At 48.0% G+C, this 24708-nt stretch carries 12 protein-coding genes; 7 read left to right on the top strand and 5 right to left on the bottom strand.

What is annotated here, in order from left to right:
• The first annotated feature begins 173 nt into the window (after positions 1–173).
• The 3 genes from NST94_RS24670 (at position 174) to NST94_RS24660 (ending at position 9547) form a co-directional block, all read left to right on the top strand.
• Complete coding sequence (locus NST94_RS24670; protein ID WP_280753735.1) at positions 174–8018, top strand: glycoside hydrolase family 3 N-terminal domain-containing protein; 7845 nt, start codon at positions 174–176, stop codon at positions 8016–8018.
• 336 nt (positions 8019–8354) lie between these two features.
• Positions 8355–8672: a transposase gene (locus NST94_RS24665; protein ID WP_076301905.1), complete on the top strand. Its 318-nt coding sequence runs from the start codon at positions 8355–8357 to the stop codon at positions 8670–8672.
• On the top strand, positions 8621–9547 hold the full coding sequence (locus NST94_RS24660; RefSeq protein ID WP_143766422.1) for an IS3 family transposase: 927 nt from the start codon (positions 8621–8623) through the stop codon (positions 9545–9547). The genes NST94_RS24665 and NST94_RS24660 overlap by 52 nt, the downstream gene beginning before the upstream one ends.
• 291 nt (positions 9548–9838) lie before the next feature.
• Here NST94_RS24660 and NST94_RS24655 read toward each other — a convergent pair whose 3' ends face one another.
• From NST94_RS24655 to NST94_RS24645, 3 genes are all read right to left on the bottom strand, one after another.
• Positions 9839–9958, bottom strand: coding sequence for a YjcZ family sporulation protein (locus tag NST94_RS24655; RefSeq protein ID WP_212592220.1), 120 nt, complete (start codon positions 9956–9958; stop codon positions 9839–9841).
• A 150-nt stretch (positions 9959–10108) separates the two neighbouring features.
• Positions 10109–11410 (bottom strand): aminotransferase class I/II-fold pyridoxal phosphate-dependent enzyme, encoded by a 1302-nt coding sequence (locus NST94_RS24650; protein WP_339281396.1) that lies wholly within the window; start codon positions 11408–11410, stop codon positions 10109–10111.
• 111 nt (positions 11411–11521) lie between these two features.
• Positions 11522–12139 (bottom strand): pyridoxamine 5'-phosphate oxidase family protein, encoded by a 618-nt coding sequence (locus tag NST94_RS24645; protein ID WP_076184750.1) that lies wholly within the window; start codon positions 12137–12139, stop codon positions 11522–11524.
• Positions 12140–12283: 144 nt separating this feature from the next.
• Here NST94_RS24645 and NST94_RS24640 point away from each other — a divergent pair, with 144 nt between their 5' ends.
• The 3 genes from NST94_RS24640 to gpmA all read left to right on the top strand — a co-directional run bounded on the left by NST94_RS24640 (position 12284) and on the right by gpmA (position 16352).
• Positions 12284–13789 (top strand): PLP-dependent aminotransferase family protein, encoded by a 1506-nt coding sequence (locus tag NST94_RS24640; protein ID WP_339281395.1) that lies wholly within the window; start codon positions 12284–12286, stop codon positions 13787–13789.
• A gap of 254 nt (positions 13790–14043) precedes the next feature.
• Positions 14044–14829 carry an AraC family transcriptional regulator gene (locus tag NST94_RS24635; protein ID WP_036679782.1) on the top strand — a complete coding sequence of 262 codons (786 nt, stop codon included), beginning with the start codon at positions 14044–14046 and terminating at the stop codon, positions 14827–14829.
• 779 nt (positions 14830–15608) lie between these two features.
• A complete protein-coding gene (gene gpmA / locus NST94_RS24630) occupies positions 15609–16352 on the top strand; it encodes a 2,3-diphosphoglycerate-dependent phosphoglycerate mutase (protein ID WP_076127912.1) in 744 nt (247 codons plus the stop codon).
• 871 nt (positions 16353–17223) lie between these two features.
• Here the strand turns inward: gpmA and asd are convergent.
• Complete coding sequence (gene asd, locus NST94_RS24625) at positions 17224–18015, bottom strand: archaetidylserine decarboxylase (RefSeq protein ID WP_076195251.1); 792 nt, start codon at positions 18013–18015, stop codon at positions 17224–17226.
• A gap of 86 nt (positions 18016–18101) precedes the next feature.
• Positions 18102–19196 (bottom strand): YheC/YheD family protein, encoded by a 1095-nt coding sequence (locus NST94_RS24620; protein ID WP_076280560.1) that lies wholly within the window; start codon positions 19194–19196, stop codon positions 18102–18104.
• A gap of 217 nt (positions 19197–19413) precedes the next feature.
• On the opposite strand from NST94_RS24620, the gene NST94_RS24615 reads away from it, so the two are divergent.
• Complete coding sequence (locus tag NST94_RS24615; protein WP_076302426.1) at positions 19414–24102, top strand: WIAG-tail domain; 4689 nt, start codon at positions 19414–19416, stop codon at positions 24100–24102.
• Positions 24103–24708: the final 606 nt, after the last annotated feature.

Here is a 24708-nt window from a genome sequence, read left to right as displayed (position 1 = left end):
GAGCGGGCAAGTCCTTAAATTTGCAAAAACGGAACAGAGTATTTAAAAAATGCTGTATGTCTTTTACCAGATGGCTCCAGCATAATAAGCCTGTATCTTACATCATGTATACGCTTCCATTCATAGGCGTAGTCATCCGTACCAACAAAACAGTATTGGGGGAGGATTCAGGCGTGAAAAGAAGATTATCAATATTCATGGTGGCGCTTTTACTATCATCCTTATTCTTGAATGTGCTTGAGGCGGGTATACCTCGGGCCGCAGCGGGTGCCTCAGGAGTTCCAGTATACTATGATCCCACAAAAAGTGTGGAGGAGCGCACTGCGGATCTATTATCCCGAATGACGCTGGAAGAGAAGATTGGGCAGATGGTTCAAGCAGAAAGAGCTGCCGTCACACCTGAGGAGGTACAGAAATATGCTCTTGGCTCTGTACTCAGCGGGGGAGGCTCATTCCCTAACGGAAAAGAAAGTGACAGCACTCGCGATAACTGGAGAAGTTTGATTGATAGTTATCAGGATGGTGCATTGTCTACCAGATTAGGCATTCCGCTGCTCTATGGGGTGGATGCGGTGCATGGACATAACAATGTCAAAGGCGCGACGCTTTTTCCGCATAATATTGGCCTAGGGGCTGCTAATGATCCCGCATTGACTGAGCTTATTGGTGCAGCTGCTGCTAAGGAAGTAGCCGCAACAGGAGCGAACTGGACGTTTGCCCCAACGATAGCCTCCCCTCATAATGCAAGATGGGGTAGAACCTATGAAGGTTTTAGTGATAATCAGGATATTTCAGCAGAACTAGGTGCGGCTTATGTGTTTGGTCTGCAAGGACGGACTGCTGCTGCATTGGCAGGGACAGATACAATCACGGCAACTGCAAAACATTATCTAGGTGAAGGTTATACGGATAATGGTGTAAATCAAGGCAACATCACTAAATATACCGAGCAAGAGATCATGGATAAGGATTTGAAAATTTATAAAGCAGCTGTAGACGCAGGGGTGCAGACGGTTATGGCCTCCTATCACAGCATCCAAGGTCTTAAAATGCATGCCCATAAACATTTGCTGACCGATGTTTTGAAGGGTGACAAGAAAAATGGCGGACTTGGCTTTACCGGTTTCGTTATTTCAGATTATAACGCTGTGCAGCAAATCACAGTGGATAGCGAGGGCAAAGCTGTTAGCGGGTTGAAGAACCAGCTGAATGTGTCCGTAAACGCCGGAGTCGATATGTTCATGATGCCGACCGTTTGGAAGGATACGATTAAGTACATCACAGAACTTGTAGGCGAAGGTAAAATCTCTACTGAGCGCATAGATGATGCGGCAGAACGTATCCTGCAGGTCAAAATCGCTTCAGGATTGTTCGAGCATCCCAAAAGCGAACCGGAGCTGTTGAGTGCTTTTGGCTCAGCAGAAAGCCGCAAATTAGCCCGCCAAGCTGTGGCGGAGTCGCTTGTTCTTTTGAAGAACGATGAGGTAAATGGAAGTCCAATTCTATCGCAATTAAGCGGGATGGATAAAATATTCGTAGCGGGTAAAAACGCTAATAATATCGGTAACCAAGCCGGCGGCTGGTCGATCACTTGGCAAGGGAAGTCGGGCAATATAACTGAAGGCACGACGATCCTCGAAGGGATAAAGGAGGCTGTTCCTGCTTCTACAACGGTCACATATAACCTTAATGGGCGCGGGGCTGCGGGTTATGATGCGGCGATCGCTGTTATCGGTGAGACACCTTACGCCGAGACCGATGGCGACCGGACCAGCTTGAATCTGGATGAGCAGGATCTGGCGACACTTGCGAATATACGTGCTGCTGATCCTAATATTCCGCTTATCGTTGTACTGGTGTCTGGACGTCCAATGACGATAGCCAGCCAATTGGAAGATTGGGATGGGCTTGTGGCAGCTTGGCTACCAGGCACAGAGGGTGCTGGAGTAGCTGATGTGTTATTTGGTACTAAGGATTTTGTAGGCAAAAATCCGATTCGTTGGCCATTCACTTTGAACAATTATCCGGCAGACAATAACAGTACAAATGTGTTGTTCAAAACGGGATATGGCTTGACCAAAAATGAGAAAACACCAAAGCTTCCAACCGCTCCTGTCGATCCGGAAGCTCCAGAGATTCCTTCTCTGCCGATTCCCGGCAAAAATGAAGCAGAGGATTTTTTGAACAAAAGCGCAGGACTGCAAACTGAAAATACGCAGGATATAGGTGGCGGTCTCAATGTCGGCTATACCTCGGCTGGCCAGTGGCTCGAATATAACGTGAATGTGGCGCAAGCAGGTACGTATCAAGCCGATTTCCGCTATTCCGTTAATAGTGGCACTACAGGCGTCAACATCAAATCAGCAGAGGGAACTAAGCTAGGAACATTAAGCGTGACCTCAACAGGTGGCTGGCAGAATTGGCAGACGAAAGCTGTAGAAAATGTTGTGTTTAAGAAGGCAGGGTTGCAAAAGATCCGTCTGGAATTTACCGGTGGGGATATCAACCTGAACTGGGTAAGTTTCACTCGAACAGGTGATGTGCCTGTAGATCCATCGAATCCCGGAGATGGCGGGGAAAGCACTAAACATGTTATTAAGTCAGATGTAGTTAGCTCTTGGGTATCGAGTGAGCGAGATCCTTCCGATCGGAAGTGGTATTATGCTGACCGTTATCAAGAGGGTGATTTGAAGCTGGAAGAGCAGGCGAAGCTGGATATTGTGGTTCCCGACGTGAAGGCAGGTACAGAGATCCATATTGATCCTGACCGGAAATATCAATCTATTCTAGGGATCGGTACCTCCATGGAGGAATCGACGGTCAATAATCTGGCGAAGATGTCTGCGGCGAAGCAGGAGGAATTGCTGCGGAAAATGATTGATCCTGTATCGGGGATCGGAATGAGTATGCTCCGGTTGACGATTGGGACGGCTGACTTTACAGATAAACAATTTTATACCTACGATGATATGCCTCCAGGACAAACCGACATTAATTTGGAGAATTTCTCCATCCAAAAGGACATTGACTACCATATCATCAGCACGGTTAAAAAAATTCAAAACATCAATCCGGATATTAAGTTTTTCGCCTCACCTTGGAGCCCGCCCGGTTGGATGAAGACTACAGACAGTATGATCAAAGGCCAAGTGAAGGATGAATATCTGCCTGTACTGGCCAAATATTATCTTAAATTCGTACAGGAGTACGAGAAGCTGGGAATTACCTTTGAAGGTCTGACCTTGCAGAATGAACCTTTGCTGGAAATTGAATATCCAAGCACCAAAATGCCGTGGGAGCAAGAAGCCCAGCTGGCTAAACTGCTGCGGAAGGAATTAGATGAAAATGGTTTCAAAGACGTGAAGCTGTGGACATTTGATCATAATCCTGGTGACACGATGGCCTATCCAGCACAAATCCTAGGCAATCCTGAATTAGGTGCCTACGATGCGGTGGACGGAACTGCTTTTCATGATTATGGCGGTGACCTTGGTCTGATGACCCAACTCCATAATCTCTATCCTGACAAAAATGTATATTTGACCGAACGCGCAGTCTGGGGTACCTCAGGCGCAGACCGCATTGCTCAATATTTCCGTAATTGGGCCCGCAGCTATAACTCCTGGGTAGCGATGCTGGACAGTGATATTGCCTCCCATCAGTGGACCGGAACGCCAGACCCAACCCCGATTGTGCAGGATTCGGGAGACCGTAACCATTACTGGCTGCTGCCAGAATATTATCTGATGGGCCAATATACAAAATTCGTTAAACCGGGGTACGTGCGGATTGATAGTGACTACGGCTCAAGCAGTACTGTAACGAACGTAGCTTTTGCTAGTCCAGATGGAAAAGAGATTGTGACGGTAGTAATCAACCAGACGTCGGATCCACAGCCGTTTAAATTGCTAGTGGACGGTGCGCAAATTAGTGCTGTGCTGCCGGCGAAATCAGTGGGCACTTATAGCTGGGAACGTCTGAATGGTATACAGGCGGTGCCGGGTGTAGTGAATGCTGTTGATTTTGAAGAAGCGCAAGGGGTTTACACTGTGAATGAGCAGGGTTATATTGGCGGGTTCTCGCCAGACGCATCGTCCACCTTCGACTATGTGATTGATGTTAAAGAGAGCGGTGAATATTCACTTCAATTTAAGCATGCCGCTCAATTCAGCGATGGCGCCGGAAAATCGGTGGAGATTAGTGAAGATGGTAAGGTCATTACTACGCTTCCAATTGTGCAGCAGACGGAGAGTCTGACCGATTTTGCAGATTATCAATCCTTGATCTCTCTGAACAAGGGCATTCACAAGCTCACCTTGAAGACGAACGGGAACGGTTATAATATCCGTTCATTAGCTTTACGCCAAGCGCCTTCCGGATCACATGAGCTTCCTGCTGTGCTTCAAGGGCAAGACTACACGACAGCTTCAGGTGTATTAGTAACGGGTGGTGCAGTGGGTTATACTGACCCCGGCGATTGGGTGAAGTACAAGATTAATGTACCTGCCAGCGGTACCTACCCACTCCTGATCTCCTATGCTACTAATCAGGATGATGCAGAGCTGGAACTGCTGACGGGAGAGGATGGAGTAACGGTAACGGCAGCTACTTATGCTTTGACGAAGACGGGGGGATGGTCCAATTGGCAAATAGCTAATGGAACGGTAACCTTGCCTGCCGGGGAGCAGACGCTGACCATGAAAGTAAATGGAGCAGGATTTCATCTGCAGTCGCTTACGATCGGCCCCGCGCTTCAATCGGAGACTGCTCTGGTAGAAGGAAATGAGGAGGGTGCAGAAGTTATCGTCAAGCTAGTAAATGACAAATATGCACCTGAACTGGACACCGCTTATTGGTCTATTGAAGGTTACGAAGGTACAGTTGTCGATAGCGTATACCGGGTGGATGATTATACAGCGAAGGTCGTATTAGCGGGTACGCGAATTATTGATTTCGACACGGATCGTATTCTTACGGTTACCGCTGATGTGTATCAGACAGAATCAAATCAGTCTTTTGGCAGCGTACGTGTTCTGAAATTGCCTCTTATAGTTACAGCAATCAACGACGAAGAGAGCATCAGTCTTTCTCCGAGTACTCTGCCTTATCAAGTGAACGGGAATGAATTGGTAGTCAGCCTTTCAGGAGGGACATTTAATCCTGATGCCATTCAGAGCATTTCTGTCTCGGGCCCAGGTAAGGATCAGGGGCATGTAAGTATTGGGGCAGCTGCCTTACTTGACCCTACCCATGTGAAGCTGACGCTGGCATGGAATGATCATACCCCGTATTATAGTGATTTGCAGCTTACTGTAAATGTGCCAGCAAATGCTTATGCCGATTCAAGTGGTGGCGGCGTGCTGCGTGCGGAGGTTAAGCTCTTAGGAACAACTAGTGCTACAGCACCTATAGAAGTCACAAGCTTGAACGCACTGGATCAATTCTACCAGCTGCAAGGGATCACAGTCAGCGGTCAAGGCAGCGGAGCGAAGCTGACCGGCATTGATGCTGGAGACAGCATCGATTACTGGGTAAATGTGCCGCAGGATGGAAACTATGCTTTTACGCTTACCGCGACTTCCGCGAATGGTGCTCCTAAGGGCATTATTTATAAAACGGAGGATGGGAAGACATTAAGAACCGTTGATGTGCCGAATCTTTACTCGCAAACCGTTGGCATACGCACCGTTCTTCAATTGAAGGCGGGTGAACAGAAGCTGCGCCTGCAAGCTGGATCAGCAGGATACGAGCTCAGTGGTATTCAAATAGAACCTTATACTGAAGAAATCATGGATGGCGCTGGTTCTTTAAAGGTGGAAGCCGAGAATTATTACGATGCTACACCCAATGGAATTCAGAGTACCATGACTGGCGGTGTGCTGGACTTTAGAAATGTAGGGTTTACCGTTGCAGGGGGTTCCATGGATTATGTCCTTGATATTACTGAAGCCGGATTTTATAAAATCGTATATCGGTATGCTACAGCACAAGGCGGGGTAAGCACTACGTTATCTGTAAAGGGTACAAAACTCTCAACAGTGCCTATGCCTACTACAGGTGGATGGTCGAATTACACGCTGGCGAGTGGTGTCGTACAACTTGCGCAAGGAAAACAGGTAGTACGGATGAGCTTCAATAATGACGGTGCCAATCTAGATTGGTTTACGCTGGAACGGACGGAAGAAGGAGAGCAGCCGATTCATTCAAAGGTTTCCTTACCCGTTTCTTCTTTGAAACCGGGAGCTTACAGCGGATTACAAACGATCAGCCTTACTACAGCGACATCAGGAGCAGAGATTCATTACACAACCGATGGGTCATTGCCTACAGCAGACAGTCCACTTTATACCGGAACTATTGACGCAGCAGGAGTCACAGTTCTTCGTACGATAGCGGTAAAAGAGGGCATGGAGAACAGTTTTGTAGCTCCATTCACGTATGTGATCAGCGGAGTGGTTGATATGAAAACGGTGTCTGCACCGCAGGCTGATCCTGCCGGGGGAACTTATACAGGGCAGGTTGCCGTGAAGTTAACTACAGCTACAGCTGGAGCGTCTATTCACTACACGTTGGATGGCACTGTACCTACAGCAGCCAGCGAACTGTATAGTGGAGTGATTTATGTAGGCAAGAGCAAGACGATTAAGGCGATTGCTGTAAAAGAGGGCTGGAAGCCAAGTGATATTTCCAGTTTTGAATATATTGTTTCTGCGGATAAACCTGATCCAACACCTACACCAACAGCAACGCCTGAACCAACCCCAAGTCCAACCATTGAACCGACTACTCGGCCAACGACAGCACCAACTTCCGGAAGCGGGGGTACCACAGGTGGTGGCAACAGCGGAACAACAGGGGGGAATTCAAGCGGAAATGCAGGCAGTGTAACCGGCAGCACCATCCTTACAGCAACACCAGTGCTGAACAGTAATACCGGTGCGGCGAGAGCAAGTGTAGACCTGGAGAGCTTGAAAAAGGCTGCTACAGCAGGCTTAAGTGGAGCAACTTCAGCGGTTACTGTTGATATACCAGCAGTAGCTACAGCTAAGGGTTATGAGCTGCAATTGCCAAACGGTATAATCTTTGCAGATGATAAGACTTCATTGGTCGTTCATACTGAATTTGGTGTGCTGGAGCTGCCAGGTAGTCTGCTGAAACAAGCGGCAAAAGAGGCAGGAACCCCTTGGGTAATTACGATAACCAAGGTGGATTCAGATTCTCGTCCAGAATTTAAACTGAGCGTAACTATCAATGGCAAGGAAGCCGTATGGAACAGTCCTGACATGCGGGTTAAGGTGTCCCTACCGTATATTCCACGATCAGAAGAACGTGGTAAAGAAGGACATATAACGATTCATAGTCTGAATCCGTTGGGGATTCTAACGGTTGTTCCAAGTGGCAGATATATCGCTGCTACAGCGATGGTTTCCTTTACAGGAATTCTCTCTGGTACGTACAGTATCACCTTTACGGAGAAGACATTCCGGGATATCGGTAAATTTGAGTGGGCCCGCAATGCGATTGAGGTGCTTGGCTCCAAAGGCATCATCAACGGAATGACAGAGGATCAATTTGTACCTCAAGCGGAAGTGAAGCGGGGAGATTTTGTGCTCCTGCTTATAAAAGCGCTTGGCTTGGAAGGCGTTAGTGCAGAAAGCTTCACAGATGTGCAGCCTGGCGATTACAGATATGAAGCGTTGGCTATAGCGAAGCAGTTGGGGATCGCCACTGGTCGTCCAGATGGAAGCTTTGATCCTAACGCTTCTGTTACGCGGCAGGAAATGATGACATTGGCTGCAAAAGCGATTGCAGCAGCCGGCAGACAGCTTCCAGCCGGCAACGGAGCTTCAATGACCCGTTTCACGGATAGCCAGCAAGTATCAGCGTTTGCACGTGACAGTGTGGCAGCACTAATACGTGCTGGCCTGATCAAGGGAGACGGCTTGCGGATTCATCCACAAGGTGTTACCACCCGTGCAGAGGCAGCGGTTTTGATCTACAACTTGTACAATCTGTAATACATCAGTTGTAAAGATACTTTAAGCTTTTGGGCTGTCGCAGCCGTAGATTTTCTACGTTTGCGACAGCCTTTTTTAGGTGTGGTTGTTGGATCTACATTAAGCCCGCACCTCCGCCGCCGATCATAATTATCCCCTGAGGCTTACGGACCCAGTTGACGTTATTTGCAAATATATAACCTTTATCGGGGAAGTTCAGACCCCAGTGGCGTTATTTCTGATGAAGAGGTTCATATTTGGGGTTTGGCATGCCAATAACGGCTTTGGTGAAGCTAGAATAAAAAGTGGACAGTAGTTAACAGACTGGCGATAATGAGTCCACGGAGGTGTGTTCACATGGGAGAACATCGACAACGGTATAACGAAGAATTTAAAAAACAGACAGTGCAGTTCATTCAAGAGCAAACAAAGACAGTGGGCGACTTGGCGGAAGAGCTCAACATCCCAAAAAGTACCCTGCATCAATGGATGAGCCAGTATCGAGAACTAAAGAATGAACCGGCGGCTAGCATGGATCGAGTACGGGAACTCGAGGCACAGTTGAAAGAAATGAGCCGTCAACTTCAAGAAAAAGATAACAAGATTGCCGATGTGGAAGAGGAATTAGCGATCGTAAAAAAAGCAGTGCACATCTTCAGCAAACCAAGGAACTGAGATTCCAGTTTATTGAAAAACATCGCTCCGAGTTTCTCTTGGAGAAGATGTGCATGACCCTACATGTGTCACGGAGCGGGTACTACAAGTGGCGGACAGAAAAAACCAGTACGCATATGCTTCGTAAGGCTGCGATAATGAAGCGAATTCAGTATCATTTTACAGACCATCAAAAGCGGTATGGGAGTCCGAAGATCACCCGCCTGTTACATCAAGAAGGTTATACCGTTACCGAACGCACGGTGAGTGTGTACATGCGACATATGAAACTTCGCTCCATTGTCTCCAAAACGTATCGGGTACAGACCACTGACTCCAATCATGACCATCCGATTGCCCCGAATACGCTGAACCAGCAATTTAAAATACGCAAACCCAATTCAGTATGGGTTACCGACATTACGTACATTCCTTGCCGGGGAGGGCGCTTGTACCTGGCTAGTGTGATGGACCTTTGCACGCGCGAAATCGTGGGGTGGCGTTTGGAGAACCATATGGAAACTAGCTTGATTTCGGGCGCTTTACAAGATGCCTACGAAGCTAAACAACCGGAAAAGGGTCTATTACATCACTCCGATAGAGGTTCTCAATATACTTCTCATGAATACACGAAGCAGTTGAAAGCGTATGGCATGGAGTCCAGCATGAGCCGCAGAGGTAACTGTTATGATAACGCCTGTATCGAGTCGTGGCACAGCATTTTGAAAAAGGAGCTCATTTATTGTAATCCGCGATTCAAAACTAAGGAGCAAGCCTACCAGACACTTTTTCAATATATTGAGTTTTACTATAACCGCAAGCGAATGCATGGCGCGCTGGGGTATCTTTCTCCAGTTCGTTTTGCTGAGCAATTGACTAGAATGTCTGTTGCGTGACTGTCCACTTTCTTGACAGAGGTCCATGGGGTCCGTAAGGAAACCAAATATGGGATTATACTGCCTTTAGGGTTTGCGGTGTCCGATAGCTGCTTTTGTGCGGGCAAATGTGATCTGAGGTAACGAAGGTTGGTGCGGTTGGTGCTAAGAACAAGGTGGAATTTTTAAAAAAAGACGCAGACGTCACAGCAGCCATTATCATGACCTACTGGACACCCACGTCTATTGTGAAAAAAAGGGATTGAAAATAGGAAAGAGCTTAGAGCTCTCTCCCGAGACTGTCATTAATGGTTAGACAAAAAGTGAACGGCTGATGATAACCAGCAAGATAAAGAGAACCAGGATGGCGCCAGTGCTAGTGAATGGGCCACCTCCACAACATCCATATCCGCCTCTAACTTCTTCGCTCATGTTCATTCCCCTTTCGGTGTGTGTGTTGTACTTGAGTACATCGTATTGTATGTGCGGAGAGAGGGGCGTGTATAGGCCAATGTCGGATTCGTGTACAAAAAAAATCAGCTCCATGAAAACGGAGCTGATTGTAAGCTATATAAAGTTCAGTTAGGCTTTTTCTAAATCGCGAACACCTGCGTATACAAGATCGAAAAGATCTTCGAGCTGTTCCTCTTCGATACATGAGAAAGCAATACGTAGGTCAGTTTCACCCAAAGCAATAGTGCCTAGTCCGTAATTATGAATCAGGTGAAGCCGGAGATCTTCAGCCGCAACTGTGTGCAGCTTCAGACACATAAAGTAACCGGAGTTAAAAGGATAATACGTCCACACATCCTCGCCGTATTTGCCGCTATCCAGCAGTGCTTTTACTTTATTCGCACGGCCTTTCATGATCTGGAACTTCTCTTCCTTCTGTGCTTCGAATTCCGGAGATTTCAAGGCGTCTAGTACGAAGGTCTGCGAAGGATGCGCACCGCTGGAAATGGTGGCACGGATGATGCCTAGTGTTTTTTGCTCCAATGCTGCCAGCAGGTCTTTGTCCTCCGAGGCATAAGTGATGAAACCCACACGGAAGCCCCAGACAAATTCTTCTTTGGTCGCACCGTCAATCTTGATTGGAAGCACACGAGGATGCAGATGAGCCAGTTTGCCAAACAGCGATTCTTTAAGTGAATCCTCAAAGAATAACCCGAAGTATGCATCATCACTTACAACAACAACGTTGATGCCTTCCTCAGCCGCACGAAGGATAGCTGCAACGATCTCATCGCCTTCCTTAATCCCTGGAGTATATCCGGTAGGATTGTTAGGGAAGTTCAGCAGCACAATCGCTTTGCCGCATTCTTTTTGAGCAAGCAGCGCGTCTTCCAGACCTGCACTGTTAAACGTCATTTCTTCTGTGAACAGCGGATAGTTAACGGTCTCCCCATGGCGGCGGATTCCGAAGGTTAATTCGTAGTTCTCCCAGTTCTTGTCCGGGTAGATAATCGCGTCACCTGGCTCTGCGAAGAGGTCAGCGACAATGCTAAGCCCGTGAGTCAGGGCATTGGTTACAACGGGATTGCTGATGGTTTTACCTTCTAGCGATGGATTTTCGCGCAGCATCTTTTCACGCCATACAGTACGCAGCTCTGGTTTACCTGCCGGAGGGGCGTAACTATAAAGATCCTTAGGACTGTAAGCGGAGAGTTTATCCTGAATGACGCCGAGGTGCATAGGTACGCCACCTTCAGTAGCAATACCGATGGTTGCGTTGTATTTCTTGGCGTGAGCTCCTGCTTCAGCGGATTGGCTCAGGATGCCCTCTTTTGGGAAGTAAATCTCTTTGCCAAGCGTAGAGAGCATATCATACACATGTTCATTTCCTGCTTTGATACTTTCGTTTAATTGTCCAGCTAGTGGATTCATCAGTTTCATCCTTCCAGGGTTCTTTGGGGATAACATACTGTTAACATTGCCTAACATTATATCACCGCCAATTGCAACCGTCACTTGGAAAGATACGATTTTTAAAAAATATCATTCGGCGTGGAAAGGGCAGTATTTTTTCATCATTTCTATCGTTTCTTCATCACGCGGATTATTTCTTTCAGACAGGCCGGAAATGATGCCGGAGCGCTCTTCTTCTTTTAGGTTTTGCCCAAACTTAAACTTCGCAGTGATCTCCTCGGGGGTAATGCGCACAACGGCAACACCCTTTAGACGGGGACGATATTTAGGGTCCTCTGCATCGATGGAATCATAACCCCCCTCGGGCTGGAGCTTTTTCATAAATAAGGAGAGTACACTGGCTTTTTCACTAATGTCTTCAACAGGTTCGGCTGTGCCGTAGGCGGTCACACTTTTAAAATAGGCGGTTGCTGGGCAGGCCAGCTCGGGATCGCTAAAATAAGACGGGATAAGGGCATACTCATCCGCTACCGTAAAGCAGACCTTCTGCTGATTGCGGATCGACTTCATTTTGCCACCAGCATGACTGCCATGGAAATAGAAACAACCATCTGTATATACAAAATTCAGCGGTGTCACCCGCGGTTGCCCCTGTTCATCGCTTGTACCGAGAAAACCAAAACTCATTCCGTTAAGAAAAGAGACCAATTCTTCCTCCCGATCTACTTTGAATTCTTTTCTGCGCATAGGGATCACGTCCTCTTTCTTTTTTAGTCTAGAGCGTCTGCTCCAATGTAAATGTTCTTTAAAGAATAGTAGAGTGGTTGACAATTAAAAAGGACCAATTAAGATAGTTTTTAATGGACCACTTGCTGGTCAAGGAGGATAACGATGAATATCACGCTGGCATACGATCAATATCTGGCGATACACCGTTACAAATATTTAGCGTTATATCACGCGCTCCGTGCAGGAATACTGGAAGGAACACTTCCGGGAGGCACTCCGCTGCCGTCTACACGAAGTCTTGCTAAGCACTATGAGCTGTCACGCGGATCGGTCTCGCAGGTATATGAAATGTTGCTCGCTGATGGTTATGTAAGGACTGAAACGGGGCGGGGGACATTCGTATCGGAAGATAGCTTTGCTTCAGCTGCCAGTCGCAGTGAGGGTGAGAATCGGGCTCTGAGTGAAGTCGCAGATGCTGCTGGAGGAGATTGTGCAAGCGAGACAACGATTCCAATCTCGGCATGGGGAAAGCGGCTGCTTGCGCGCCCGATACCCTTTTATGAAAAGAGTAACAAGAAAGTAGTGAGCTTCCAGAGTAGTGGTATGCGGATGGAACATTTTCCATACTCCGAATGGCGTAGTGCGCTCTCTTATGCCGGAGGGAAGGAAGGTGGATTGCTGCAAAGCACTTGTCCACCTCAAGGCGATGAAGGACTTCGGAAAGCTATCGCTGCACATCTGCGGATTACCCGCGGGATTCGCGCGGATGCAGAGCATATCGTATTGTTCAGCGGCTCGATGCAAGGCATCGTTATTTTGACGCAGCTGCTGCTGGATGCAGAAGGCTCAGCGGTCGTTGAGAACCCGGGCTTTCACGGGATTCGCCGAGCCGTAGAGATCACCGGAGGCCGATTGCTGGCAGGGGAGCTGGATGGCAACGGTCTTATTCCGGAGGATTGGGATGCCCGGCTGTTGTTTGTTACGCCGAGCCGTCAATTTCCTACGGGTGTGGTACTGCCTTTGGAACGACGCCGAACCTTGTTGGAATGGGCGCAGCGGCATCATGCAGTAATCATTGAAGATGATTATGACAGTGAGTTCCGTTGGGCTGGGCGTCCTATCGAGCCCTTAAAAGCACTGGATCGTGAAGAGCGGGTCGTATATGTGGGCTCCTTTTCAAACACGATGTTTTCAGGCCTGCGGCTCGGCTTTGCAGTGCTTCCGCCCCCTTTAGTAAAGCCGACTATCGCCGCCAAGGCACTATATGAGCCCTTGCCGGTAGGGCTGCTGGAGCAGCGAGCCTTGGCGCGGTTCATGAATACAGGCGGCTATGGCCGTCATCTGCGCCGGATGACACGCATCTATGGTGAACGCGGACGCATCCTCAGGACGCTGCTGTCGGAACGGCTTAAGGAGCTCTTCGAGCTGCTGCCTGGTGATGCGGGCTTGCATGTATATGCCCGCTGGCTGCGCAGCAGCGAAGAGTTTGTTGCTTTCCGAGCGGCAGCGCTTAGGCGCGGCACGGATTTTAGAGATGCCGCGTTATATCAGCTATCACCGGGAGCGCCGGCCGCTTGTTTTTCTTTTGCCCATCTGAATGCCGCGGAGCTGGAGGAAGGGATAACAAGCCTGCATCTGGCGTGGGAAGATGTACAAAATGCAACATGACAAGGTATGATAAAGAAGATGAAATGCAAAACTAAGCGAATGCTTACGAATTTTGACGAAGAAACTCGGAGTAGATTAAGCTAAACAAAACTATATAGACACTGCGAAGTCAGAAAGAGCAGATTTGCTGAGAATACTAAGCGGATGCTTACGAGGCGGGTTTTGCTAACAAAACAAAGCGGATGCTTACGAAGCAAGTTTTGCGAAGAGGTTTAAAGTAGGTTATGCTAACAAAACTTTTAGGAGGGAACGTTATGCTGCATGCATCGCCGTCCTCTTTTGTTATTTTGCCGGCTCTGGCTAAGATTGTATGCGAGCCGGGCTGGAAATGGCAAAAAAGAGAGAAGTCGCTGCAAAATTATGATTTATTTTATGTATGGAGCGGGGAAGGGACGGTTGTGCGTAACGATGAACCCTTTCAAGTAGGTAAGGGAAGCTGCTTCCTTTTTCGTCCGGGTGACCATACAAGTGCTACACATAATCCGCAAAAGCCACTTGTACTTACATATATTCATTTTGATGTCTCCGAAGAGGTGACGGATATTCCGCTGCCCTATCGTGAGCTTACAGAAACCGTTGAATTTGAACATCTGCTTGCTAGGTACGTTCGACTATTTCTGGTGGATACTTACGCCGCTGAGGAAGAAGGGCAGCTTGTACTGAAGCAGCTGATGATTCATCTGCTGAGGGAGGACCGTGTGAAGCCAGTAGAACGTTATGTTAGCAACCATTTGACAGAAATCATTCACGAAATAGCGAACTATGTGAGCCAGCATCCGGGGATTGCACATCGAGTAGAGGATCTTGCTGCTCGTGCGGGGCTTTCACCGCGGTATTTTTCAATTAAGTTCAAGGAGCTTACGGGTTCTTCTGTGCAGTCTTATGTCATCCGAGCCCGGATTGAGCGTGCTCAGCATTTACTGCTGTACGCGGGAATGAATGTTACTGAGGTAGCAGATGCGCTTGGATATCGTGACATTTTCTTTTTCAGCCGCCAGTTCAAGCAATATACCGGAAAAAGTCCATCTGAGATCCGCTGATTCACTTTTTTTGTTTCAGATTGATCAACCAAGGGTAAATACTTTGCAGTTTAGTTTACAGAGAATTTACATAACTTCTTGGAAGGAGACTCTTGGCATGATCATCAGACGCAGAATTTGCAACACGGATTGTAAGAGTGGAGGCGGAGGTATTTTTAGAAACCGCTTAAAACGGTTAAAGCAGGCGAATGCTTTTGTCGTGGATAGCTGGTTCTAATTGAACAAGCAAGCATAGAATCGCATGATATGACTAAAAATATAAATAGCCGGGGCCGTGAGGCATCCGGTTTTTTTGTGTTGTTAGAAAATGATATATATAATGAACTTAAGTCGAAGATTAGAGTAACTGATGGGCATTTCATCGTGCCTCACGTTGTATTTTGTACAATAGATTGACTCTAATAGCAGTCGAATTTGAATTCTGAAGCACATCTTACATTCAAATTCAGGAGAAACAGCCTTTCTAGAGATTATCACGATAATCTATTGCACGAAGTACAATGTAATGTATCTTCAAGTGAAAGTTAAGATTTTCTGTTGCACATTCTGCAATGAAGCATACGCTCATTTACCGCAATATCCACACACCATTCACGCTCCATGCACGCCTCATTCACGTACCTTTGAGGATGTTTAATTGGTCTAACTATGAGGTAGCGGTAGATATTTATTTCTACGATTGGGTTATTACTAAGGTGAGAGCTTTCTGCGATACGTTTCGCATAATGTTGTTCGTCGGTAGAATATATAAGGTTCATAGTTGGAAGGAGAGAGAGAAAATGTACGAAATCGTACTTATACGTCATGGTGAGAGCCAGTACAATGTACAGAATTTGTTCACAGGCTGGAGTGACCCGGATTTAACTGAGAAGGGTATCCAAGAGGCAAAGACTGCTGGTAAGCTGTTGAAGGACGCTGGGTATACATTTGATCTGGCTTTTGCTTCGGTACTCAAACGCTCGATTAAAACTCTTAACTATGTACTGGATGAGATGGATTTGCTGTGGATTCCCGTGCAAAAGTCTTGGAAATTGAATGAACGCCATTACGGGGCATTGCAGGGATTAAGTAAAAGCGAGACAGCGCTAAAATATGGAGATGAGCAGCTGCATATCTGGCGGCGGAGTTTATCGGTGAGACCCCCGTTGCTGGAGCTTGATGATCCTAGGTATGCCAGAAACGATATTCGCTACAGCAGTGTTCGTCCGGGAGATATCCCGCGTGGAGAGAGCCTGGAGGACACTGTACATCGTGTAGGCGATTTCTGGGGAAACCGGATCGTACCTCTTTTGCGTAAAAAAGAACGGGTGCTTATCTCAGCCCACGGCAATACGCTGCGTGCATTGATTAAATTTATGGAGGATATTGATGAAGCGGCATTACTGGAGCTCAATATCCCTACCGGAGTACCACTCGTGTACAAACTGGATGAGGACATGAATCCTATCAGTCGCTTTTATCTAGGCGATCCGGAACAGGTAGCGGCCAAGGCGCTTGATGTTGCTAAGCAGGGACATGTGTAATTGGCGTGTAATAAGCGTATAGGCGTACCAGGTGTATTGAGTATGACGGGTGTACAGTAATAAGCAAAACGGGGCGTAAAGGTTAAATAAGCGCAACAGGTGTAATAGGTTATATAAGCGTAACAGGCGTATTAGGTGTAATAAGCATATTAGGGCGTAGCAGGTTGAATAAGCATAACAGGTTTAATAGGTTAAATAGGCGCAAGAGGCGTAATAGGTGGGTTACATGAAAAGATAAAAGGACAGCCTTGGGGCTGTCCTTTTTGTTATTAGTGTGTTTGTGACCAATCAAATGTGCGAAAATGGCGCGTTTAAGGTCAGCTGGGTCCGATAGCGTTGAATGCTAACGTTCCACCAACTCTCCGTTGATTCTCGACCAATACTCTACCAGCTCTCCACTAATCCTCGACTAGTCCTTAACTAACGCTCGACTAGCCCTTAACTAACTTTCGACCAACCTCCACCAACGCTCTGCAAATGCTTACGGACTCAGCAGCCGCTATTTGCCCATTTATCGCCATTTGAGCGGAGTTTCGGACTCCAGCGTCGCTATTGCCCAAGAATCGACTCTAATAAGGCGTTTTTGATGCCAATAGTTGCGGTGGAGTCCGATAGAAGCGCAAATGTGTGAAAAAGCTGCGTATAAGGTCAGCTGGGTCCGATAGCTAACGATAGGTCCACGACGGCTAGACGATAGGTATACGATAGCTAACGATAGCTAACGATAGCTAACGATAGCTAACGATAGCTAGAGCGTTCGCGTCCGCAACTATGCTCCACACGAAGTCCCAAAAATTAGAGGGCACCCCAGCAGCCATTTCATGGCTTTTGAGGCACCCTCTAATTTTTTTTGAAATTCGCCTAAATCTCCCTACAAAGGTCGATGCAACATTCCCAGTAGTTCGCCCATTTTTACCTTTGAGTTGACCTCAAGCTTGGGTCTCGGGGTAAAGGTACCGCTTTCCGTGAGCAGTACTACGGTGGAGCCAAACTCAAAATAAGCCAGATCATCGCCTATTTGCCACTCGGCAGCCGTATCATCCGTATAACGGATACTGCTGACGTTCATTGCGCCTACCTTTACTACCGCGGTTTCCCCGTGACTCCCGGCAATATACGTAATGAGACGTTCGTTGCGGTTCAGGACACCCTTCATATGTCGCATTCCGAAATCGTTGACAGGATAGGCCCGTCCGCGAATATAATCGCTCTCCACCTTTTGTCCGGTAAGGGGAGAGTGAATCCGGTGATAATCGGTAGGACTCAAATAAAGAACGAAGAAAAAACCCTTCTTGTACAGCTCCAGATGCGGGGAGTGATTAAGGAGATCCTCGATCTTATAATCCTGCCCTTTTACATTCATAATCGTACCGGCGTTAATGTCACCCATAGCAGTAATCGTTGCGTCTACGGGACTAACCAAAGCGTCAGCGTCGGTTGCAATAGGCCGCATGCCCGGCTTCAGCCGGCGGCTGAAAAACTCATTAAGAGTGAGATATTCTCCAGGATTTTTCTCCGCTTGAGCGGAGGGGATTTGATAAGTCTTAATAAATGCCGGGATAAGAAAACGGCTGATTCTACTATGAGAAAAAGATCCCATTAACCGTGAAAGCCACCGGTGTGAGGATAGCTCGGTCATCAGCCGTAGCAATTGTTTTACCATGCCCATCTCCCTTCCATAATGCAGCAGTACGGTTGTATACGGGTCGTCTCTGCTCTGCATTATATTGACATAGAATAGGAGACAAATCAATAACTGTTATATACCGTACTGTTCGTTTCTATTAAAAAACGCGCGTATCCCATAGGTCTGCGATAGCTGTCTTTCCAAATTTCCGTAAGGCCGGCTTTATGAAATCCGTAGCGTTGGTCGCGACCGTTACATTCTATGAAGAAGAGTCGTCCGTCCTTAGTAATGCCTATATCCAGTCCGATATCGGCCAGTCCGGGAAGGTCTTGCTCCAGACACCGTGCGATTGCAAGGCTAAGTATTTCGACAGACATACGGATGTGGGCCGCTGTGGATCTTGAAAAGGCCTTTTCGAGCGCGAGGGAGGAGCTTAACGCTTCTCCTCCGCGGGCTATATTGGAGACAAAGCCCCCTGGGGCAGCCAGTTTGGCGAAGAGCCCAGTGACCTGCCAATCTCCTCCCCAGCCGCGCTGAACGGTGACGCGTAGATCAAAGGGACGTCCTCCAATCTCAGCAAGGGGAATACGTTCTTGTACAAGATAAGGCACGGAGGTTAGGCGTGCGCGGAGCGCTTGTGGCAACGCCGCCTGATTGACGGGAATACTTCTCCAGCGCTGCATCGAAGGGGAGAGGTAGCTCAAGGTCCAACGCTGAGCTCCCTTGCGGACCAGCCGCATGACCCCATTCCCTATACTTCCCCGGCAAGGTTTAAGAATGAGATCGGGATAAAGATTCATCATTTCTTTTAGGCCTGAGACTCTCGTTGTTACGGGTAAATATTCGCGAAGCTCCGTATTTTTTTCAAGCAGCTGATGGATCTCATCTTTGCCGTATCGATTACATGTATTGAAAATCAGGGGATAGTGCTTCAGCAGACGCTGCATCCCCGGGCTGTTTTTGCTGTATATTGCCCGGTTATGGATAACAGCAGGCGTAGGAACAACTACGCTTTTATATCCATTAACTCCCTTTATATAGGCGGCACTAAAGCCTGTGTCCGTATCGATGTCCGCGAGCTTCAGGAAGCAAGGGACTAAACCGTATGCCGCCGCGGCCTCTTCATAGTTGGATAGAGACTCCTGTCCTGTTTTTAGCCGGGGAACGCCCCGGTGCATATCGGCATTTAGTAATATTCCAACGAGCTTATGCCCCATGTTTGTTCCTCCTGTTTCATCGGTTACATGATCCCTGCTTTTTCTACTCTTGTCATAGTATGTTTGTACCCGCGTGTCAGGGTGGACGAATGCGCGAAGGCAGATGCCTTTTTTTATACATAATCTTATGAATGCCTCATCGCAAAAGGGTGTCATAAGCCCATACCGCTGCATATGATGCCTAGGAGAAACATTAGATGGAAGGAGGAGACTGCTTGTGAGGGGTTCCAAAAAAAAGCAGCCGCGCAGTCCACAGAAACGACTCTATTTTGTAGATAATCCCAATAAAGAGGAACTGAGTATGCTGGATACCAAAAGCAGCTCTAGAAGCTCGGGGAATAACAGTGACGGAGTCAGTGAAGCAGAGATCGCGGAAGTTCAGGTAAGTGGGGGAGCAATAGCTGAAGTCGTTCTAGAGGAGCCAACTTCTGCTCCAGTTCTACAATTGGAGCCGGAGCTTATAGAGGAAGCGCAGCTTCAGAAACAGGCGGATAATCTTCCTGAAACCGTATGGTTCGCTCCTCCAGAGAAAGAACGTTTTCAGCCCGTTTATACAGATGATCTTTCGGATGCAGCGGTGACCGGAGCCAAAATCGCTCCACGTACCATTGACGGTTCTAAGCTAAAGTTCGGCATTATTGGTACACCTTGGCTGCAAGATTACGCTGTACAGAGTATCAATATCGCGGACAAGGCAGTCACTTCTGCAAAAATCGCACCAGAATCGATAGTGGGCGAGCATTTAGCAGAAGGAAGCGTTAGTGGCGGTAAGCTGCTGGATCATTCGATCAGTGGAGAGAAGCTGAAAAATGGCAGTATTAGTCCAGAGAAGCTGGCTGATCGGATTATAGGCGGCGGTCAAATTGCAGATAAAGCTATTGAGAGCCGCCATTTAAGCGATTTGATTATTACTGCGGATTTACTGGAAGATGGAGCCGTTACTAGTGACAAAATAGGAAGCAGCAGCATCACAAGCCGCCACCTGGCAAACGGCAGTGTTGACCGTTCCAAGCTGGCCGATGCAGCGGTATCTGGCGATAAAATAGCTGATGGTGAAATCAGCAGCTCAAAGCTAGCGGATGCTGTCATTGAAGGCCGCCATCTTAGCGACGCTTTGATAACCGCCAGACATCTGGCCCCGGGAGCGATTGGTTCTGATCAGCTTGCCAGCAAATTGATCGGTAAGGAACAGCTGCAGTCGGGTATTATCGAAGGCGGGCATTTAGCTGATGGAGCTATAGGTTCTAAGCAACTTGGTGCAGATGTCGTAAGAAGCGTACATTTAAGCCCAGAAAGTGTGAATGGTAATCATATCGGTGATGGCGAAATATCAAGTCGGCATTTGGCTGACCGCAGCATCTCTTTTTTAAAGCTGGCTGAGGGTGCAGTAGGGACTGCGCAGCTAGTGGAGCAAGCGGTAACCTCGTCCAAAATTGCTGACCAAAGCATTCTCCCACATAAGCTGGCAGACGAAGCAGTGACCACAAGACATATTGCTAAATCCGCCATTCGCGGACCGCAAATTGCTATGCAAGCCATAACTTCTATTCATCTGGAACGCGAAGCAGTGAATCATTCGCATATAGCTGCGGAAGCGGTCGGCTCGGAGCAGCTCAAGGAAGAAGCTATTCAGACTCAACATTTATCTTCCGGTGCTGTGACTGGAGAACAGCTGGCTTCAGAATCTGTGGGTGGGGAGCATCTTCGTGCACAGAGCGTTACTTCAGCCAAGTTGGCAGATGGAAGTGTAAATGCAGCTAAGCTGGCAGCGGGTGCAGTGATTGGCAGCACGATTGCGCGTGAAGTAGTCAGTGGTGAACATATCGCTTTTTGTACAGTGGAGGAAAAACATCTGGCGGATGCCAGTGTGAGCGGCCGTGTATTGCAGGATGCTGTGGTAAATAAGGATCATTTGGCCACGGGAGCCGTGGAACGAAGACATCTTGGTGAAAATAGTGTGACTTCCGCTGCGATTCAATCGGGCTCAGTTTCAGGAGATAAGCTGGCTTCCGCTGCGGTGAGAGAAATTCACCTGGCAGCAGGAGCCGTGCAGCCTCATCATCTGGCCGATCATGCAGTAACCTCGTTGAAGCTTTCACCGGAAAGTGTCTCAACGGATAAAATCAGTGATTTAGCAGTCACTTCGGCTAAGCTTGCAGACGGCAGCATAGAATCCAGTAAACTGGCGGCGTCAGCAGTTCAAGCTGAGCATTTGTCGGTAAATGCTGTAAGTTCGAAAACCATAAGCGAAAGTGCTGTTCAAAGTAGACATTTGAATCCTGGCAGTGTCAGTGGGGCGCATATCCGGCCGTTGTCTATCGGGAATGGTCATATCCTTCCGAATTCTATTTCTGCGGTTCAAATCCAAGAGGGCAGTATTAATAGCTCTAAGCTGGTAAAAGGTGCCGTGGATTCTCAGCATCTTTCACCTGGCAGTGTAGACGGCAGTCATCTGTGTATCGATACGATTGAAGGCCGTCATATCCTACCGGGGGAGATCACGCTGGCTCATCTGGCGGAAGAGGTACGTAGCTCTGAGTTGCTGCCAGACGGTTGCATAACTGGGGAGAAGCTGGCAGAAGGATCGGTAGATTCCAATCATCTCCTGCCTGGAAGTGTGAACGGAAGCCATTTGAATTCGGGTTCTGTCGAAGGTCGACATATCCTACCGGGTGAGGTCACGCTGGCTCATCTGGCTGCAGATGCATATACCTCCGACTTGCTGCCTGAAGGTAGTATTACCGGGAAGAAGCTGGCGGGAGCATCCGTGGATTCTATTCATCTAGTGTTAGGAAGTGTGGAGGGTGGACATCTGAGTTCAGGTTCCGTCGAAGGACGTCATATTGGAAATGGTGAGATTACCCTGGCTCATCTCGCCGATGAAACCCGAAGCGCTGATCTGCTGCCAGATGGTAGTATTACTAGAGAGAAGTTGGCGGAAGAATCCGTAAGTTCTATACATCTAGTGCCTGGCAGTGTGGATGGCAGCCATTTAGGCCCAGACACAGTTGAAGGACGTCATATCCGATACGGTGAGATTACGCTGGCTCATTTGGCAAAAGAAACACGCAGCTCCAAATTGCTGCCAGACGGTAGTATTTCTGGAGTAAAGCTGGCACATGCTTCCGTAAATTCAAATCATCTAGTACCTGGAAGTGTGGAAGGCGTTCATCTAAGTTCAGGTTCTGTCGAAGGGCGCCATATTGGAAAAGGTGAGATTACGTTAGCTCATCTGGCCGAAGAAACACGTAGCGCTGACTTGCTGCCAGACGGTAGCATCACTCGGGAGAAGTTGGCGGAAGAATCCGTAAATTCTAATCATCTGGTGCCTGGAAGCGTAGATGGCAGTCATTTGAGTCCGGACACAATAGAAGGACGTCATATCCGATATGGTGAGATCACGCTGGCTCATTTGGCCGAAGAAACACGCAGCTCCAATTTGCTGCCAGACGGTAGCATTACTGGGGAGAAACTGGCGGAAGCATCCATAAATTCAAATCACCTTGTACCTGAAAGCGTGGAGGGAACTCATCTGAGTCCGTCTGCAATAGAAGGACGCCATATTGGAAAAGGTGAGATCAAGCTAGCGCATCTGGCGGATGAGGTACGCAGCTCCGAACTGCTGCCAGACGGAAGCATTACTGGGGAGAAGCTGGCGGAAGCCTCCGTAGAAGCAATTCATCTAGTGCCTGGAAGTGTGGATAGAACTCATCTGAGTCCGTCTGCAGTAGAAGGTCTCCATATTGGAAAAGGTGAGATCAAGCTAGCACATCTAGCGGATGAGGTACGCAGCACCGAGTTACTGCCGGATGGCAGCATTACCGGTAAAAAGTTGGAGGGTGGATCTATTACTGCCTACCACTTGGCTCCTGGCAGTGTCTATGGGGGACACTTAGGGGGGAATGCGGTAGATAGCCGCCATATCCGTGCTGGAAGCATTACTCTGAATCATTTGGCAGAAGAAGTGCGCAGCGCTGATTTATTACCGGAAGGCAGTATTACAGGCGAGAAGATTGAAGTCGCGACGATTCAGTCTTTCCATTTAGCCCAAGGCAGCGTCTCTGGAGGTCATTTGGCCGGGGATGCGGTGGATGGCCGCCATATTCGATCGGACAGCATCACGCTGAAGCATTTGGCAGAAGAGGTACGCAGTGCGGATTTGTTGCCGGATGGCAGCATTACGGAAGAAAAACTCGCTGAAGGCTCCGTGAGTTCTTCACATTTACAACCATGGAGTGTTTACGGAGAGCATCTTGCTGATAAGATCGTGGCAGATCGGCATTTGCAGCCTGGCATCATCAAATTAGAACATCTTGCGGATGAAACACGCAGCTCAGCCCTGCTCCCGGATGGCAGTATCAACGGAGCTAAGCTGAAGGAAGGCAGTATCGAGTCTGCTCATCTGACAGAAGGTGCAGTAGGGACAACAGAGCTTCAGGATGAAGCGGTAGTAGCATCCAAAATCTCTTCGTTTGCGATTCAAGCCCGCCATCTGGAAGAAGAGAGTGTTCAGGAATATCATATTTCCCCAGGTGCAGTAAACGGGACTCATCTGGCACCGAACTCTGTAAATACAGATCATCTGTCCTTCAGTCCGATTCAGACAGCTGGGAAGCGAGAAGCACTACAGCAGTTTGGAATGACAGCATTTATGTTCAATGGGGATGCTGAGAGTGTAGAGGTGACCGTATCGTTTGATGAGAGCTTTGGGCATACGGGTTATGTGCTTGTTGCCATGACCAATCAGCCTTACTTCTATGCTTCCTTAAAGAGCAGAGCCAATGGAGAAGCAGTGATTCAAGTGGTGCGGTTGCGCGAAACTCCGCATTTCTATGGGGTCATCTCTTGGATTGCTATAGGCGCTCCTTTAGCTAAACCGGCAGCGGATGATCGCGTATTTGATTGAACCTTAAGCAATTCCTCTTAAAAACAGCAGAGCAGCGAATCTCCTTATTGGAGATCGCTGCTCTGTTTTTTTGGTGGGGAACGGTACTTGTCAGCATCGCCGGGTTCTAATTATTCGCTGTGGCTGCGGATCTGTCCGATAGCCTGGTAGTCTAACATCCGCTGCCACTACGGACCCAGATGGCGTTATTTGCAGATTTATCGTTTTTTGAGGCTGGTTTCGGACTCTAGTGACGCTATTGTATAGAAAAAGAGCCTTATTGGGTTCTTTTCATGCCAATAGCTGCTATGGAGTCCGTTAATAACCTAAAAGTGTGATAATGCGGCGAATAGGAGCAACTGTGTCCGATAGCGCTGAAGTATAATCATCCGCTGTGGATTCGGTTGTGCCCGATAGTGCAAAAGTATAATCATCCGCTGCAGATTCGGTTGTGTCCGATAGTGCAAAAGTATAATCATCCGTTGTGGATTCGGTTGTGTCCGATAGCGCTAAAGTACAATTACCTGATGCGGATTCGGCTGTGTCCGATAGCGTCCTAACCTAATCCCCCTGCTGCGTTACTGCGTTCGTTACCGCCGCAGGTTGTGTCCGCGGCAGCTGGCTATG

This window comes from Paenibacillus sp. FSL H8-0282, from assembly GCF_037963825.1.
Taxonomy (GTDB): domain Bacteria; phylum Bacillota; class Bacilli; order Paenibacillales; family Paenibacillaceae; genus Paenibacillus_AQ; species Paenibacillus_AQ odorifer.
Note: the sequence above shows the minus strand (reverse complement) of the source record. Positions and strands in the feature narration are given on the sequence as shown.

Coding starts and splice junctions, on each gene's coding strand:
- NST94_RS24645 (WP_076184750.1), bottom strand. CDS start 12,139: ATGCGCAGAAAAGAATTCAAAGTAGATCGGGAGGAAGAATTGGTCTCT.
- NST94_RS24635 (WP_036679782.1), top strand. CDS start 14,044: ATGCTGCATGCATCGCCGTCCTCTTTTGTTATTTTGCCGGCTCTGGCT.
- NST94_RS24655 (WP_212592220.1), bottom strand. CDS start 9,958: ATGAGCGAAGAAGTTAGAGGCGGATATGGATGTTGTGGAGGTGGCCCA.
- NST94_RS24650 (WP_339281396.1), bottom strand. CDS start 11,410: ATGAATCCACTAGCTGGACAATTAAACGAAAGTATCAAAGCAGGAAAT.
- asd (WP_076195251.1), bottom strand. CDS start 18,015: ATGGTAAAACAATTGCTACGGCTGATGACCGAGCTATCCTCACACCGG.
- NST94_RS24620 (WP_076280560.1), bottom strand. CDS start 19,196: ATGGGGCATAAGCTCGTTGGAATATTACTAAATGCCGATATGCACCGG.
- NST94_RS24640 (WP_339281395.1), top strand. CDS start 12,284: ATGAATATCACGCTGGCATACGATCAATATCTGGCGATACACCGTTAC.
- gpmA (WP_076127912.1), top strand. CDS start 15,609: ATGTACGAAATCGTACTTATACGTCATGGTGAGAGCCAGTACAATGTA.
- NST94_RS24665 (WP_076301905.1), top strand. CDS start 8,355: ATGGGAGAACATCGACAACGGTATAACGAAGAATTTAAAAAACAGACA.